The 16299-nt window shown below is 31.4% G+C and carries 14 protein-coding genes; 12 read left to right on the top strand and 2 right to left on the bottom strand.

Translation table 11 applies throughout. The annotated features are described in order from the left end of the window. Positions 1 to 92 precede the first annotated feature (92 nt). From ACLII3_RS01140 to hpf, 3 genes are all read left to right on the top strand, one after another. Positions 93 to 1733 (top strand): AMP-binding protein, encoded by a 1641-nt coding sequence (locus tag ACLII3_RS01140; protein WP_412985814.1) that lies wholly within the window; start codon positions 93 to 95, stop codon positions 1731 to 1733. 32 nt (positions 1734 to 1765) lie between these two features. Beyond that, positions 1766 to 3835, top strand: coding sequence for a M3 family metallopeptidase (locus ACLII3_RS01135; protein ID WP_412985813.1), 2070 nt, complete (start codon positions 1766 to 1768; stop codon positions 3833 to 3835). 88 nt (positions 3836 to 3923) lie between these two features. Then, the gene (gene hpf / locus ACLII3_RS01130; RefSeq protein ID WP_412985811.1) at positions 3924 to 4211 is read left to right on the top strand and encodes a ribosome hibernation-promoting factor, HPF/YfiA family; all 288 of its coding nucleotides are present in this window, start codon (positions 3924 to 3926) and stop codon (positions 4209 to 4211) included. 54 nt (positions 4212 to 4265) lie between these two features. On the opposite strand, the gene rlmH is transcribed toward hpf, so the two are convergent. Further along, positions 4266 to 4739 carry a 23S rRNA (pseudouridine(1915)-N(3))-methyltransferase RlmH gene (gene rlmH, locus ACLII3_RS01125; RefSeq protein WP_412985809.1) on the bottom strand — a complete coding sequence of 158 codons (474 nt, stop codon included), beginning with the start codon at positions 4737 to 4739 and terminating at the stop codon, positions 4266 to 4268. A 90-nt stretch (positions 4740 to 4829) separates the two neighbouring features. Here rlmH and nadC point away from each other — a divergent pair, with 90 nt between their 5' ends. Genes nadC through priA form a run of 3 tightly spaced genes read left to right on the top strand, consistent with a single transcriptional unit; the run spans position 4830 to position 9098 of the window. Further along, positions 4830 to 5687, top strand: coding sequence for a carboxylating nicotinate-nucleotide diphosphorylase (gene nadC / locus ACLII3_RS01120; RefSeq protein ID WP_412987929.1), 858 nt, complete (start codon positions 4830 to 4832; stop codon positions 5685 to 5687). Between the two features lies 1 nt (position 5688). Further along, complete coding sequence (locus tag ACLII3_RS01115) at positions 5689 to 6633, top strand: YihY/virulence factor BrkB family protein (RefSeq protein WP_412985808.1); 945 nt, start codon at positions 5689 to 5691, stop codon at positions 6631 to 6633. Next, on the top strand, positions 6624 to 9098 hold the full coding sequence (priA, locus tag ACLII3_RS01110; protein WP_412985807.1) for a primosomal protein N': 2475 nt from the start codon (positions 6624 to 6626) through the stop codon (positions 9096 to 9098). The genes ACLII3_RS01115 and priA overlap by 10 nt, the downstream gene beginning before the upstream one ends. Positions 9099 to 9104: 6 nt before the next feature. Here the strand turns inward: priA and ACLII3_RS01105 are convergent, their stop codons facing one another. Continuing rightward, the gene (locus ACLII3_RS01105) at positions 9105 to 9800 is read right to left on the bottom strand and encodes a LytR/AlgR family response regulator transcription factor (RefSeq protein WP_412985806.1); all 696 of its coding nucleotides are present in this window, start codon (positions 9798 to 9800) and stop codon (positions 9105 to 9107) included. 200 nt (positions 9801 to 10000) lie between these two features. Between ACLII3_RS01105 and rpsF the strand changes: the two genes are divergently transcribed. The 6 genes from rpsF to hisS all read left to right on the top strand — a co-directional run bounded on the left by rpsF (position 10001) and on the right by hisS (position 16290). Continuing rightward, a complete protein-coding gene (gene rpsF, locus ACLII3_RS01100; RefSeq protein ID WP_412985804.1) occupies positions 10001 to 10339 on the top strand; it encodes a 30S ribosomal protein S6 in 339 nt (112 codons plus the stop codon). 2 nt (positions 10340 to 10341) lie between these two features. Next, positions 10342 to 10635, top strand: coding sequence for a 30S ribosomal protein S18 (gene rpsR / locus ACLII3_RS01095; RefSeq protein ID WP_412985803.1), 294 nt, complete (start codon positions 10342 to 10344; stop codon positions 10633 to 10635). Positions 10636 to 10648: 13 nt separating this feature from the next. Beyond that, positions 10649 to 11098 (top strand): 50S ribosomal protein L9, encoded by a 450-nt coding sequence (rplI, locus tag ACLII3_RS01090; protein WP_412985801.1) that lies wholly within the window; start codon positions 10649 to 10651, stop codon positions 11096 to 11098. A gap of 125 nt (positions 11099 to 11223) precedes the next feature. Then, on the top strand, positions 11224 to 14346 hold the full coding sequence (locus ACLII3_RS01085; RefSeq protein WP_412985799.1) for a carboxypeptidase regulatory-like domain-containing protein: 3123 nt from the start codon (positions 11224 to 11226) through the stop codon (positions 14344 to 14346). 67 nt (positions 14347 to 14413) lie between these two features. Further along, complete coding sequence (locus ACLII3_RS01080; protein WP_412985798.1) at positions 14414 to 14881, top strand: DUF6495 family protein; 468 nt, start codon at positions 14414 to 14416, stop codon at positions 14879 to 14881. A 41-nt stretch (positions 14882 to 14922) separates the two neighbouring features. After that, positions 14923 to 16290 (top strand): histidine--tRNA ligase, encoded by a 1368-nt coding sequence (hisS, locus tag ACLII3_RS01075; protein WP_412985797.1) that lies wholly within the window; start codon positions 14923 to 14925, stop codon positions 16288 to 16290. The last annotated feature ends 9 nt before the right edge of the window (positions 16291 to 16299 follow it).

Here is a 16299-nt window from a genome sequence, read left to right as displayed (position 1 = left end):
AGTTAGTGTTATAAATGTCTTTAAGAAAATGCGCAGCTATCAAAATTGCAAACATTTGCTTATCTTTAGTTTCAAACTAACTAAACTAATATATGCAAAACTTTAATTCACCTTTAGAGGCTTTTTTGTATTGGGAAATTGAGGCGCCAAACAATATATTTTTTAAGCAGCCTATAGATGGTAAGATAATTACATTTACGTTTAAGGAAGTAGGTAAGGAAGCTCGAAAAATTGCCTCTAAACTAAAAAGCTATGGTTTACCACAGGGTTCACATATTGCTTTATTATCTAAAAATTGTGCACATTGGTCTATTGCAGATTTAGCAATAATGATGGCTGGTTATGTGTCTATTCCTATTTATCCAACACTTAATGCAGCTTCCATAAATCAAATACTTATACATAGCGAATCCAAAGCAATTATTGTAGGGAAATTAGACGATTATACATCTCAAAAAGAAGGTGTCATAGATATTCCTGTGATTAGTGTTGGTTTATATGGTAATACTGATGGTGAATTATGGGAAGATATTATGTTTTCGCAAGCACCACTAAAAGAGATGCACATACCAAAATCGGAAGAATTAATTACCATTATTTATACTTCTGGAACTACAGGTAATCCAAAAGGTGTGATGCATACTGTTGGTAATTTTATGGAGAGCACCAATACATTAATAAAACTATTTAAGTTGCCTAAGCATTTACGTTTATTTTCATACTTGCCATTAGCTCATGTTGCCGAACGTTTAATTGCTAATTCTGGAATGGTTTTAGGCGCTACCACATCTTTTGCAGAATCTTTGGATACGTTTGCTAAAGACTTAGAGCGTACCCAACCACATGTGTTTTTTGCGGTACCTAGAATTTGGACCAAGTTTCAGGATAAGATCTTAGAAAGCTTACCTCAAAAAAAACTGAATATTATTTTAAATATTCCAATATTAAATAAAGTTGTCAAGAATAAATTAAAGCAAAAATTAGGCTTAAAATCAGCAGTATTTATTTGTTCGGCTGCTGCACCAATTTCTTCTAGTTTAATAAAGTGGTACAGAAAGCTTGGTATTACCATTTACCAAGGTTATGGTATGACCGAAGATTGTTGTGTGTCTCATTTTAATTTACCAGAGAATGATAAAATAGGAACCGTTGGAAAAACATTATTTAATGCTCAAGCAAAACTATCTGCTGAAGGAGAGATTTGCATAAAGAATAATTGTTTAATGAAAGGTTATTATAAATCTCCAGAAATGACAGCAGAAGTTTTTACAGAAGATGGTTATTTGCGTACTGGCGATATTGGTGAGTACGATCACGATGGTTATTTAACTATTACAGGACGCCTGAAAGACCAATTTAAAACAGATAAGGGTAAATACATTTCGCCAGCACCTTTAGAGTTAGAGCTATCTAAAAACACCGATATTGAACAAATATGCATTGTTGGTACAGGTATTCCGCAGCCTATTGCATTAATTACTTTATCTGAATTAGGAAAGTCAAAAGACAAATCTCAATTAGTTTCTGGTTTAGAAGCAACTGTTGCACAGGTGAATCCAATGTTTGAAAAGCATGAAAAAATAGAAAAGGTAGTGGTAATGAAAGAAGATTGGAATGTAGACAACGGATTAACTACACCAACTTTAAAAGTAAAGCGAAATAGCATCGAGAAGATTCATCAGCAATTTTATAAGTCTTGGTTTGAAATGCATGCTAAAGTAATTTTTGAATAGTATATTTGTGTTTCAACTTTATATACTAAAACATGAAATCCACTTTTTATTCTTTTCTAATGATAGCCTTAGTTATGAGCTGTTCTAACGAACCAAAAAAAGAAGCTGTAAAATTATCGGCAGAAAATCCATTTAACGTCACCTTAAACCAAGCTGTAGATTATGCTAATGTTACAGGAGCGCATATTGAAGAATATGTGAATGTAACTATTGAAAATGCAGAGCTAGAAATAGACGCTATTAAAGCTTTAAAAAATGTTTCTTTTGCTAATACTTATGAGACTTATGATAAGGTGTTTAGCGAATTAAATAAGTCTAGTAATAATGCTTTTATGTTGTATTGGGTGTCTACCGATTCTATTACTAGAGCCAAAGGATTAGAAGGTTACCAAAAAATAGAAAAGTTTAATACCAATGTTGGGTCAGATAAGGCATTGTTTAATAAGTTTAAAGCATTTGCAGATTCTGATGAATACTCAAAACTTAAAGGACACAAAAAACGTTTGGTAGATTTTGTAATGCAAACTTTTGAGCGTTCAGGCGTAAACTTAAATGAAGCTGATGTAGAAACGTATAAAAAGCTGTTAGCTGATATTAGCGATTTATCTTCGCAATATTCAATTAATATGAATACTGCAAACGAGGTGCTAACCCTTACTGAAGCACAAGCAGAAGGATTACCTGAAAACTTCAAAAACAAATACAAGACTGAAACTGGTTACGAAATTCCTGTACAAAATGCTACAAGGGGACCAGTAATGAGTAATGCTAAATCTTCGGCTGTTAGAAAAGAATTTACAACTAAGTATGCTAATAGAGGCGCAGATAAAAACCTTACAATTTTAGATTCTTTAGTAAGTAAACGTTATCAATTAGGGAAATTAATGGGTTACGACTCTTATGCAGCATATAATTTAGCACCAAAAATGGCTAAAGATCCAGCTACAGTTTGGGAATTTGTTAATGGACTTGTAGCAAAATCTAAAGAAAAGGCTATTCAAGATTACGAGGTGTTAAAAGCAGTTAGAAATAAAGAGTTAAATACTCCAAATGATGATAGTAGAATCAACGCTTGGGATGCTGCATATTATAAAGATCAAATTCTAAAAAATGAGTATAAGGTAGATAACGAAAAAATGCGTGAGTATTTACCAATGCAAGAGTGCTTAGCAGGAATGTTTGAGTTATACCAAGAGTTATTAGGTTTAGAATTTAGAAAAATTGAAGGTGCGTCTGTTTGGCATGAAGAAGTTGAAACATATGAGGTATATGAAGGCGATAAGCTTAAAGGACGTTTTTATTTAGATTTATTTCCAAGACCAAATAAAGAATCTTGGTTTTATGGTGTGCCTTTAACTTATGGATTAAATACAAGTGAAGGCTATGAAGTACCAGTATCTATGTTATTAGGAAACTTTACAAGACCAACTGAGGATTTACCATCTTTATTAAGTCATGGAGAGTTAAGTACGTTATTTCATGAGTTTGGACATATTGTAGATGGTATGTCTTATGAAGGAGATTATAGTATGCAAGCATATTCTAAAGCCGATTTTGCTGAGGCAATGTCACAAATTTTTGAGAATTGGATTTTTGATTATGATATCTTAAGTTCGTTTGCGAAGCATTATGAAACAGGAGAAGTATTCCCTAAAGATTTATACGATAATATGATGAATGCTAAAAATGTATCTTCAGGAATTGGAGCTCAAGGTTCATTAAGACGTTGTTTATATGATATGTATTTATACGATAAGTTCAATCCTGAAAAACCGTTTGATACAGATCAATTATGGCGTGATCTTGATGCGCAAATGGGATTAGGAGCTAACTATATTGAAGGAACTCATACACAAGGAAGTTGGATTCATATAAATACACACCCAACGTATTACTATGGTTACTTATGGTCCGAAGTGTTTGCACAGGATATGTTTACAGTGTTTGAAGAAAATGGATTAAGAGACCAAGCAACAGGAGTTAAGTATAGAAAATTAATATTAGCTAATGGTAGTCAAAGAGATATATTAGAAGCTGTAGAGGAGTTTTTAGGACGACCATCAAATAATGATGCTTATATTAAAAGTTTAGGTTTAAAATAAAGTTAAACATGACAAAAGTCAGCTGTTAGTTTTATTAATAATGGTAACTTTATACTAGAAAATTAAAACACATTAAAACACTTTTATTATGACAATAAATATTCAATACATTCACATGACGACTAGTGAGACTATGAACGACTATGTAACTGATAAGTTGGAAAAACTACACCAAAAATATGATTGGATTATTAGTGCTGAGGTTCATTTTGAAGCTGAAAAAGATGTAAAGATTTGTAAAATGGAGTTAAGTGCTCCAGGACCAAGAATATTTGCCGCTTCTAAAGAAGATAATTATGAAGATGCTGTGAAGCATACCATTAAAGATTTAGAAAAACAATTAAACAAACGTAAGCATACATTTAGTACACATTAATGTTACAACAAGCATTTAAAAATAAAAAGGAGCTATTTTAATAGCTCCTTTTTTTTATTTGTGATGATAAGGTTCATTTCTTAAAATAGTAAAACCTCTATATAATTGTTCAATAATAAATAAGCGCACCATTTGATGTGAGAAGGTCATTTTTGATAACGATAGTTTTCCTTGTGCTTTGTTGTAAACATCTTCTGAGAATCCGTAAGGACCTCCAATAACAAAAATAAGTTGTTTAATACCAGAATTCATATGTTTTTGCAAATAACTAGAAAACCCAACAGAGTCTAATTGCTTTCCGTTTTCATCTAATAAAATCAACACATCAGAGTTAGAAACTTTATTCAAAATAAGCTCGCCTTCCTTTTGTTTTTGCTGTTTTTCTGATAAGTTTTTAACATTCTTAATGTCTGGAATAATATCAAAATTAAACTTAATATAATGCCCTAAACGCTTTTGATAATCGTCAATAAGCGTTTGTAATTGTTTGTTATCTGTTTTGCCAATGGCAAGGAGTTTTATTTGCATAAATCAAAGTTAAAACATTTTATAATTTGGAATCTTATTTTTTAAATTTATTGATTGGCAATTCTTATTTTAGCAGTAAATATTCCAAATATGATAAGTCAAGAGCAATTCAATAAAGAAATAGATTTAATAATTACAAATGCCATTAGAGAAGATGTTGGTGATGGTGACCATAGCTCCTTAGCATGTATACCAGATACTGCTACAGGAAAGGCAAAATTATTAGTAAAAGATGAAGGTATTATTGCTGGTGTGGAATTTGCAAAACAAGTTTTTGCTTACGTAGATAGCAATATGAAAGTAGAAACTTTAATTGAGGATGGTTCTAAGGTTAAGTATGGCGATATTGTATTTTATGTAGAAGGTGCTTCACAGTCTATTTTAAAAGCTGAGCGTTTGGTGTTAAATGCAATGCAACGTATGAGTGCTATTGCAACTAAAACACGTCAGTTTGTTGATTTGTTAGAAGGTACAGGAACAAAAATATTAGATACGCGTAAAACCACTCCAGGTATTAGAGCTTTAGAAAAATGGGCTGTAAAAATTGGAGGAGGAGAAAACCATAGATTTGCTTTGTATGATATGATTATGCTAAAAGATAATCATATTGATTTTGCTGGAGGACTAACAAAAGCTATTGATATGACTAAGCAATATTTAAAAGATACTAATAGAGATCTTAAAATAATTGTAGAAGCTCGAGATTTAGGTGAAATAGAAGAGATTTTAAAAAGCGATGGAGTGTATAGAATACTTATTGATAATTTTAATTATGAAGATACACGTAAAGCTGTTGCTATGATTGGTGATAAGTGTTTAACAGAATCTTCTGGAGGTATTAACGAAAATACTGTACGTCATTATGCAGAGTGTGGAGTAAATTATATTTCTAGTGGTGCCTTAACGCATTCAGTTTATAATATGGACTTAAGCTTGAAGGCAGTGTAATATGACCAAATTTATAGAAGATAGATTAGATAAAATTCCTGTTGTTAACCTTGTAGTTAGATTTTTAAAAAGAGTCAAGCTTCCTGGTTTTGAAGGGTTATCTGTTTATGATCTTCTAGAAATGTACGTCATTGGTATTGTTGAAGGTGCTTTAACAACAAGAGCAAGTGCTATTGCATTTAGTTTTTTTACAGCAATTTTTCCGTTTTTATTATTTGTAATTATAATAATTCCTTTCATTCCCATTGAAGGGTTTCAAGAACAATTTTTAGCATTTTTAAATACGTTTTTACCACCACAAACCTCAGGTTTTTTTGAAACTAATATTTTTGAAAATATTAATGATGGACAACATGGTAGTTTACTGTCAACCGTATTTTTATTGTCAATGCTATTAATGGCAAATGGTGTAAATGCCATATTTTCTGGTTTTGAACATTCCTATCACAAGCAATTAACACGAAATGTATTTAAGCAGTATTTGTACGCTTTTGGAGTATCTTTAATTTTAGCTTTTTTAGTAGTGTTAACGGTTGGAGTTTTAGGTTACACTCAAATTTATGTGGTGACACCATTGTATGAAAATTTAATAGGAAAGGATATTGAAACTTCGCAATCAGGTTTATTTTGGTTAAATCTAGCTAAATATGTATTTGCAACATCCATGATATATATTGGCACTGCAACTTTATATTATTTTGGGACTAAAGAAGGAAGAAAGTCGCGTTTCTTTTCAATTGGAGCGCTCTTTACAACGCTGTTAATTATTTTAAGCTCTTACCTGTTTGGTTTATACATAGAAAACTTTTCAAAATACAATGAGTTGTATGGCTCTATTGGAGCTTTATTAATTTTATTATTTTATTTATGGTTAAATGCCAATATTCTTCTTTTAGGATATGAACTAAACGCGTCTTTACAACGTCTTAGAAAAAAATGCAACTAATAAAAGATTCATATTTTATTGATGTAATCCTTCCTATTCCTTTAGAAAGAACATTTACCTATAGTATAACTGAGGCAGAATTTGATTTTTTAAAACCTGGAATTAGAGTTGCTGTACCTTTTGGGAAAAGTAAAATATATACTGCTTTAGTGTTTAATATTCATCAAGAAGCACCTCAGGTTTATGAAGCAAAACCAATTCATCAAATTTTAGATGAAAAGCCAATAGTAAATACTTGTCAACTTAAGTTATGGCAATGGATAGCTAATTATTACATGTGCACTCTAGGTGATGTGTTAAGAGCGGCTTTACCAAGTGCTTTTTTGTTAGAAAGTGAAAGCATAATATCTCTAGACACAAACCATCAAATTGAAGATACTAGTTTAAAAGATGATGAGTTTTTGGTGTTTGAAGCATTACATCATCAATCGAGTTTAAAAGTTCAGGATGTGAGTAATATTTTGGATAAGAAAAATATCCTTCCTGTTTTAAAACGATTAATAGATAAAAAAGCTATTACAGTTGAAGAAGAGATTTTTGAAAAATACAAGCCTAAATTAATACGCTATGTAAAGCTTCATGAAACATTTGAAAATGATGAAAAGGCATTACAAGAATTACTAGATAAATTAAGTAGAGCTCCCAAGCAAAGGCAAATAATTATGAGTTTTTTCTCGATGTCTACATCTAGTAAAAAACCAATTAAAGTATCAGAATTAATAGAGAAAAGTCAAGCAACTTCTACGCAAGTAAAAATACTTATTGATAAACATATTTTTGAAGAGTATTATCTGCAAACTGACAGAGTTGTTTATTCTAACGATGGAAAACTAACTTCTAAGCAATTAAATAAGTATCAAGAAACTGCTTTTAATGAAGTTAAGGAGTCTTTTAAAAATCAAAATGTAGCATTAATTCATGGAGTAACATCCTCTGGTAAAACCGAAATATATGTTAAACTTATAGAAGAGGTTTTAGCTCAAGGTAAACAAACTCTGTATTTAGTACCAGAAATAGCTTTAACGTCTCAACTAGTTAATCGATTAAAACAATATTTTGGAAATCAAATCGCAGTTTACCATTCAAAATATTCACTAAACGAACGCGTTGAGGTTTGGAATAATGTGTTAAATAATTCAACTAAAGCAAAAGTGGTTTTGGGAGCAAGATCTTCTGTGTTATTACCATTTAATGATTTAGGTTTAATAATTGTTGATGAAGAACACGAGCAATCGTATAAACAATTTGATCCAGCACCACGTTATCATGCAAGAGATACAGCAATTGTTTTAGCAAACTTATTTAAGGCTAAAACCCTTTTAGGATCTGCAACACCAAGTGTAGAGACTTATTTTAATGCTACTGTTGAAAATAAATATGGATTTATTGAATTAACAAGGAGATATAATGATGTATTGATGCCAGAAATTGAATTGGTAGATATTAAAGATAAGCATAAACGTAAGCGAATGAAAGGTCATTTTAGCGATAGGCTAATTGAAGAGATGACTGATGCTTTTAAAAATAACTTGCAAGTCATTCTTTTTCAAAATAGGAGAGGTTATTCTCCAATTGTAGAATGTAATACATGTGGTCATTCTCCACAATGTCCAAATTGCGATGTTACCTTAACTTATCATCAATATAGAAGTCAGTTGAGGTGTCATTATTGCGGACATAATATAGCAATGCAAAACAAATGTCAAGCTTGTGGAAGTGTTGAGTTAGATAGTAAAGGTTTTGGAACAGAGCAAATTGAAGCCGAAGTGAAACAGTTATTTCCAGATGTTAAGGTAGCTAGAATGGATTTAGATACCACAAGAGGAAAGCATGCCTATAGCAAAATTATAACGGCTTTTGAAAATCAAGAAGTTGATGTACTTGTAGGAACACAAATGCTAACCAAAGGTTTAGATTTTAGAAATGTAAAGTTGGTTGGTATTATGAATGCCGATAATATGCTAAACTTTCCAGATTTTAGAGCTCATGAACGTAGTTATCAATTAATGCAACAAGTATCTGGTAGAGCAGGTAGAACAGATGAAAGAGGAAAGGTGCTAATTCAAACATATAATCCTTATCATAAAATATTACAACAGGTTTCTACAAATGATTATAGAGGTATGTTTAATGAACAAATGGATGAGCGATATAACTATAAGTATCCTCCAATTTATCGAATTATAAAAATAACCTTAAAACATCGTGATTATAATAAGGTAAATGATGGTGCAGAATGGTTGTCTAAATCATTAAGGCAGTTATTTAGGCAAAATGTATTAGGGCCAGAATTTCCACCTGTATCTAGAATTAGAAATCAATATCATAAAAATATTTTAATAAAAATTCCTCAAAAGCAGTCATTAGGAAAAACAAAAGAAGCTATTCTTAAAGTTAAAAATAGCTTCTCTAGTATAAAAGATTTTCGTCCTATTAGAGTTATTCTAAATGTCGATAATTATTAAGAGGCATTAAATATTATTTAAAGCATCTACTAATTGTGTCTTTTTGTTTCTACTTAAAGGAATTTCATATGAACCAACTTCAACATTTTTACTGTTAAATCGGTCAATCTTATCTAGATTTACAATATAAGATTTATGAATTCTTAAAAATTTACCATCAGGTAATTCAGCTTCAAAAGCTTTCATTGTAGATAAAACTACAAGGCTGTTTTCCTCTGTTACTAATTTTACGTAATCTCCAAGAGCTTCGATCCATTTAATATCTTTGATATAAACTTTTCGTTTCTTTAAATTACTTTTTACAAAGATGTGTTCGCCATCAGTTTCTTTAAAGTCAAGTGTAAGCTTATGTTGTTCTAAAGCTTTATCGACTGCAGTATTAAAGCGCTCTCTAGTAATTGGTTTCTGTAAATAGTCAGTAGCATCGTAATTAAAAGCTTTAAATGCATATTCTGTTTTACCAGTTACAAAAATAATTTGGGGTTTATTATTTAGTACGTCTAGTAATTCAAATCCATTTAAAACAGGCATTTCGATATCTAAAAAGATTAAATCTACTTTATGAGTATTTAAACCATTTTTAGTTTCAAGGGCACTGCTGTATTCTGCAATCAGGTTAAGAGAAGGGTGGTTCTCTATTAACTTGACTATAGACAAACGTTGGATTGCGGAGTCATCTACAACAACACAGTTTAAAGTCATAACATTCTTGTTTTTAGGTTAAGATATCGACAATAGTACAAAAAATTCGGTTAAAAACCAAAAAACATCGACAAAGTGTTTTAGTTAACATAATTTTAACACTTTTTTAAGAGCTATAAAATAAATGTGATTTTTTTGTGTAAACCATTAATAATAACTATTTTTGCAGCCATTTTTAATAACAATAAAAAACGATTTTTATGAATCATTATGAAACTGTTTTCATCTTGAATCCCGTTTTATCTGAAACTCAGATAAAGGAAACAGTAAAGAAATACGAAGATTTTCTTGTTTCTAAAGGTGCAAAGATGGTATCAAAAGAAGATTGGGGACTTAAAAAGTTAGCTTACCCAATTCAAAACAAAAAGAGTGGATTTTACCACTTATTTGAGTACACTGTAGATGGTACTGCTATCTCTCCATTAGAATTAGAGTTTAGACGTGATGAGCGTTTTATGCGTTATTTAACTGTAAAGTTAGATAAGCATGCAATTGCTTGGGCTGAAAGAAGAAGAGTTAAACTTAAAGAAAAAGCGTAATTATGTCAATTGAACAACAAGCAAAAGGAAAGAAAGACGGAGAGATTAGATATTTAACTCCGTTAAACATCGAAACTAACAAAACTAAAAAGTATTGTCGTTTCAAAAAGTCTGGAATTAAGTATATCGACTATAAAGATCCAGATTTCTTATTAAAGTTTGTAAACGAGCAAGGTAAATTATTACCAAGACGTTTAACTGGAACTTCATTAAAATACCAAAGAAAAGTATCTGTGGCAGTAAAAAGAGCTAGACATTTAGCTTTAATGCCATACGTAGCAGATTTATTGAAATAAAACTATTATAACTATGGAACTTATATTAAAACAAGACGTCGAAGGTCTAGGATTTAAAGACGATGTAGTAACGGTTAAGAACGGTTATGGTAGAAACTTTTTAATTCCTCAAGGACATGCAATTTTAGCAACTACTTCTGCAAAGAAAGTTTTAGCTGAAAACTTAAAGCAACGTGCTTTTAAAGAAAAGAAAATTGTTGACGATGCTAATACATTAGCTGAGGCATTAAAAGCATTAGAAGTAAAGATTGCTGCTAAAGTTGGAACAGGAGACAAATTATTTGGATCTGTAAACAACATTAACATATCTGAAGCTTTAGAAAAAGAAGGGCACTCTATAGACAAAAAATTCATCACAGTTGCTGGTGGAAGTGTAAAACGTCTAGGGAAATACAACGCAGTAGTAAGATTACACAGAGAAGTATCTGTTGACTTAGCTTTTGAAGTTGTACCTCAAGCATAACTGTTGTAATTATTAACAAAAAGTTAATAATTATTTCAACTCATTAAGAAACCGCTTTTTAAGCGGTTTTTTTTTGTCTTATTTTTAGAGAACTAATTAAATGTTTATTAATCAAACTAGTATTTATGAAAAAAACTATTTTTTCTTTTATCTTTTTATGTATTGGCGTGTTAGCTTTCTCTCAAGTTACAACCTCAAACATTAAGGGATTAATTTTAGACGAAACCTCGCAACCATTGCCAGGAGCTAATGTAGTTGCGATACATACACCTACAGGGACAAAGTATGGAGCTGCCACAAATATTGATGGAAGATATAATCTATTAAATTTAAGAGTAGGAGGACCATATACTATTACTATTAGTTATGTAGGTTATAAAGACCAAACCTTTAATGATGTGTTTTTAACCTTAGGTAAAACAGAAAATTTAGATGTAACTATGAATCCTGATAGTGAACAACTAGATACTGTAGTTATTACAGGTAATAGTGGAACAGGTACTTTTGGTAGTGATCGTACAGGAGCTGCTACCAATGTTGGTAGAAGAGAAATTACTAGATTACCAACTATTTCTCGTTCTGCTTCAGATTTCACAAGGTTAGAGCCAACAGCAAGTAATGGATCGTTTGGAGGTAGAAATGACCAGTTTAATAATTTTTCTTTAGATGGAGCCATTTTTAATAATCCGTTTGGATTAGATGCTGCAACTCCAGGTGGACAAACCGATGCGCAACCTGTTTCTTTAGATGCTATTGACCAAATTCAAGTGTCAACAGCACCTTACGATGTTACACAGTCTGGATTTACTGGAGCAGCTGTAAATGCTGTAACAAAAAGTGGAACAAACGAATTTCATGGTACTGTTTATGGTTTTTATAGAAATGAAGACATGACAGGAAGTAAAGTGAAAGGTGATAAGATATTTGTACCAAAGTTATCGCAATCTCAAGTTGGTGCTAGTATTGGAGGTCCAATTATTAAAAACAAATTATTTTTCTTTGCAAACTTTGAAAAAGATGATAGAGAGGATTTAGGACAATCATGGTTGCCAAATAGAGGAACTGGATTAATTAATGAGTCTAGAGTTGATGAAGCAGATTTAATGGCTGTTCAAAATGCTTTATTAGGATTAGGATATAATCCAGGTGCTTACGAAGGTTTTATTCATGAAACAGAGTCTACTAAAGGTATTATTAAATTAGATTGGAATATTAATGATAATAACCGTTTAGCAATAATTTATAACTGGTTAGAGGCTTCAAAAGATAAGCCAGCGCATCCAACAGCTTTAGGGTTTAGAGGACCAAGTGCTTCAGTGTTACAATTTGAAAACTCGGGTTATCAAATAAATAATAATTTAAAGTCGGTACAATTAGAACTTAATTCTACATTATCAGAATCGGCGTCAAACAAATTACAATTTGGTTATTCTCATTTTGATGATTTTAGAAATCCAATGTCAACTCCAGCGCCAGCAATTTCTATTCAAGATGGTGCAGGTTCTAATTACATTATTGTAGGTCATGAACCATTTTCAATAAATAACAGATTAGACCAAAAAGTATTACAGTTCTCAAATAACTTGAACTTTTATAAAGGAGACCATACTTTTACTGTAGGCCTTGCTTTTGAAAAATTCCAATTTGATAACTCTTTTAATTTAGGAGCTTATGGATTTGCAAACGATAATGGTTATGTAGGTGCTTTTGGAGCTTTTCCATCAGTTGATGCATTTTTAGATGCTGTAGATAATGGACTTATAGCTGCATCTTTAGCAAATGCTCAAAACGTTTATAATAGCAATAATGCTGCAGATTCTTGGGCATTAGCAGAAACGAATGTAGGCCAAATGTCGTTTTATATGCAAGATGAGTGGAATGTTAATGAGAAGTTTAAATTAACTTACGGATTACGTTTTGATAAACCACTATTTTTCGATTCAGCTGAAAAAGCACAAGACGTTATCGATAATGCATGTTGTTATGTACCAACAATTCCGTACTACAATCCTAACAATGGAGAAACTGTATTCTTAGATAATACACAAATGCCTTCTAATGATTGGTTAGTATCACCTAGAGTAGGATTTAATTATGATGTTAAAGGAGATGATAGCTTTCAATTACGTGGTGGTTCAGGATTATTTACTGGTCGTTTCCCATTTGTATGGTTAGGAAACCAAATAGGAAATCCTAATGTATTCTTTTATCAAATGGTGGATCCAGATTATAAATTCCCACAAGTATGGAGAACAAATATTGGAACAGATTATAGATTTGAAAATGGACTTATTTTAACAGGAGACGTATCTTATACAAAAGATATTAATGGAGCACATGTTCAAAATTGGGGATTATTACCTCCTTCTGGAACATTACAAGGTGTTGATAATAGACCAATATATACAGCAGACGATGTAATTAATAATGCATATGTGTTTACAAACTCTGATAAAGGTAGAATTTGGAATGTAGCTGTAAAAGCTCAAAAAACATTTAATAATGGTCTTTATGCTAGTTTAGCTTATAGTTACTTAAATTCTAAAGATGTAAACTCAATTGAAGCCGAAATTACTGGTGATGCATTTGCTTTTAATCCAGTTTTAGGAAATGTAAATAACGAGCAATTAGGATTCTCTAAATATGGAGATACACACAGGGTTATTGGTGTAGCAAGTAAAAAATGGACTTATGGAAATGATAAATGGGGAACTACGTTATCTGCTTTCTTTGAGTATGCAAGAGGAGGACGTTTTAGCTATACTTATGGAGGAGATATTAATGGAGATGGTTCTGGATTAAACGATTTATTATATGTGCCAACATCAGCAGAGATTGGTCAAATGAATTTCTCTGGAGCTGGACAAGCAGAGGCTTTTGATGCTTATATTTCGCAAGACGATTATTTAAACGGAAGAAGAGGGCAATATGCAGAGCGTTACGCAGCTTTAGCGCCTTGGAGAAGTCGTTGGGATATTAAATTTTTACAAGACTATAACTTTAAGGTATCTGAAAATAAAACAAATACTATTCAATTTAGTATCGATGTGTTAAATGTTGGTAATTTAATAAGTTCAGAATGGGGATTAATACAACAACCAAACAATGTACAACCAATAGGTGTGAATGTTGATGGTTCTGGAACTCCAACATATACTTTTAATCCAGATTTAGTTGATACCTTTGGATACGATTCAAGTTTAGCTTCTAGATGGCAAGCACAATTTGGATTACGTTATATTTTCTAAGAAAAATAAAATATATATAAGTAAATTTGCGCTCCTAAATAAAGGAGCGCATTTTTTATATACTATTATGAAGTACACAAGATTATCAAAAGAGCAGTTTGAAGAATTACACCAAGAGTTTATTAACTTTTTAGCGACACAGTCGATAACTGCAGATGAATGGGAGAAAATAAAAACTGAAAAGCCAGAAGTTGCAGAGCAAGAACTAGATGTATTTAGTGATTTGGTTTGGGAAGGAGTTTTAACACAAGCAAAATATTTAGAGAATATTTCGCCACAGCATATGTACTTGTTTCATTTAGCAGAAGATCAAATTGAATTAATAGGATTGAAGTTAAATAATGACATTGATTTAACTACTCGTGAAGGATTTTCTTGGTTAAGAGAAAACTTAATGAGTGATGAAGTAGAATTATTCAATGCTAAAAAGGATTATTCTGAAGACAAACAACTTAATAAATTTGAGTTAATTCAACAAGGTTCTATGATTACTAAAGGAGACTTATTTAAGTATTTTGATAAACTAATAGGATAGGTTTCTAAAAAAGTAAGATATTTGTTTAACAAAGAATTATAATGGCACAAAAACCAAGAATACCAAAAGGAACGAGAGATTTTTCTCCGGAGCAAGTAGCTAAACGCAACTATATTTTTAGTACTATAAAGTCTAATTTTGAACGTTTTGGTTTTCAACCTATAGAAACACCAAGCTTTGAATTATCAGAGACATTACTTGGTAAATATGGTGAAGAAGGAGATAGGTTGATTTTTAAAATTTTAAACTCTGGTGATAAAGTTAAGAAAGCTGATTTGCAGGCGTTAGAGTCTGGTAACTTAGCTAGATTTTCTAATTCTTTATCAGAAAAAGCATTGCGTTATGATTTAACAGTACCTTTTGCACGTTATGTGGTTCAACACCAAAATGATATTGATTTTCCATTTAAACGTTATCAAATTCAACCAGTTTGGAGAGCGGACAGACCTCAAAAAGGACGTTTTCAAGAATTTTACCAATGTGATGCTGATGTTGTTGGTTCTAAGTCTTTATGGCAAGAAGTAGAATTCATTCAGTTGTATGATGCTGTATTTACTGATTTAAAGCTAAATGGTGTTACAATTAAAATTAACAATCGAAAAATATTATCTGGTATAGCTGAGGTTATTGGAGCTAGCGATAAGCTAATAGACTTTACTGTAGCTTTAGATAAGTTAGATAAAATAGGAGAGGAGAAGGTTAAAGAAGAGATGCTTAACAAAGGAATTCCACAAGAGGGTATTGATAAGTTACAGCCTCTATTTAGTTTAACAGGAACTTTTGAATCTCAAATACAAACTTTAAAATCAATTTTAAGTACATCTGAAGATGGTTTAAAAGGTATTGAAGAATTAGAATTTATAGATAAGGCTATTTCATCTTTACAGTTACAAACAGCCAATTTACAGTTAGATGTTACATTAGCTAGAGGATTAAACTATTACACAGGAGCTATTTTTGAAGTGTCAGCTCCAGAAGGTGTGCAAATGGGATCAATTGGAGGAGGAGGTCGCTATGATGACCTTACTGGGATTTTTGGACTTAAAGATGTGAGTGGTGTTGGTATTAGTTTTGGTTTAGACAGAATTTATCTAGTGTTAGAAGAATTGAATTTATTTCCCGAAACAGTTTCTAATAACATAGATGTGTTGTTTATTAATTTTGGTGAAGCTGAAGGGTTATATAGTTTAAAAGCAATAAAAGAGCTAAGAGCTAACAATGTTGCTGCAGAATTATATCCAGATGCTGCTAAAATGAAAAAGCAAATGAATTATGCTAACAAGCGCCAAGTACCTTTTGTGGTTATGGTAGGTGAGCAAGAAATGAACGATAACATTTATAAGCTTAAAAATATGAATTCTGGTGAGCAGTTTAACTTATCTCTAGATGAGTTGATTGACAAGTTTTAGTTTATATTT

This window comes from Pontimicrobium sp. IMCC45349 (assembly GCF_047219225.1).
Lineage (GTDB): Bacteria > Bacteroidota > Bacteroidia > Flavobacteriales > Flavobacteriaceae > IMCC45349.
Note: the sequence above shows the minus strand (reverse complement) of the source record. Positions and strands in the feature narration are given on the sequence as shown.

What these genes read in the sequence shown, in the direction of transcription:
- nadC (WP_412987929.1), top strand. Translation starts at nt 4,830, where the DNA reads ATGATAAGTCAAGAGCAATTCAATAAAGAAATAGATTTAATAATTACA.
- ACLII3_RS01105 (WP_412985806.1), bottom strand. Translation starts at nt 9,800, where the DNA reads ATGACTTTAAACTGTGTTGTTGTAGATGACTCCGCAATCCAACGTTTG.
- rplI (WP_412985801.1), top strand. Translation starts at nt 10,649, where the DNA reads ATGGAACTTATATTAAAACAAGACGTCGAAGGTCTAGGATTTAAAGAC.
- rpsR (WP_412985803.1), top strand. Translation starts at nt 10,342, where the DNA reads ATGTCAATTGAACAACAAGCAAAAGGAAAGAAAGACGGAGAGATTAGA.
- ACLII3_RS01115 (WP_412985808.1), top strand. Translation starts at nt 5,689, where the DNA reads ATGACCAAATTTATAGAAGATAGATTAGATAAAATTCCTGTTGTTAAC.
- rlmH (WP_412985809.1), bottom strand. Translation starts at nt 4,739, where the DNA reads ATGCAAATAAAACTCCTTGCCATTGGCAAAACAGATAACAAACAATTA.
- priA (WP_412985807.1), top strand. Translation starts at nt 6,624, where the DNA reads ATGCAACTAATAAAAGATTCATATTTTATTGATGTAATCCTTCCTATT.
- rpsF (WP_412985804.1), top strand. Translation starts at nt 10,001, where the DNA reads ATGAATCATTATGAAACTGTTTTCATCTTGAATCCCGTTTTATCTGAA.
- ACLII3_RS01080 (WP_412985798.1), top strand. Translation starts at nt 14,414, where the DNA reads ATGAAGTACACAAGATTATCAAAAGAGCAGTTTGAAGAATTACACCAA.
- hisS (WP_412985797.1), top strand. Translation starts at nt 14,923, where the DNA reads ATGGCACAAAAACCAAGAATACCAAAAGGAACGAGAGATTTTTCTCCG.
- ACLII3_RS01135 (WP_412985813.1), top strand. Translation starts at nt 1,766, where the DNA reads ATGAAATCCACTTTTTATTCTTTTCTAATGATAGCCTTAGTTATGAGC.
- ACLII3_RS01140 (WP_412985814.1), top strand. Translation starts at nt 93, where the DNA reads ATGCAAAACTTTAATTCACCTTTAGAGGCTTTTTTGTATTGGGAAATT.
- hpf (WP_412985811.1), top strand. Translation starts at nt 3,924, where the DNA reads ATGACAATAAATATTCAATACATTCACATGACGACTAGTGAGACTATG.
- ACLII3_RS01085 (WP_412985799.1), top strand. Translation starts at nt 11,224, where the DNA reads ATGAAAAAAACTATTTTTTCTTTTATCTTTTTATGTATTGGCGTGTTA.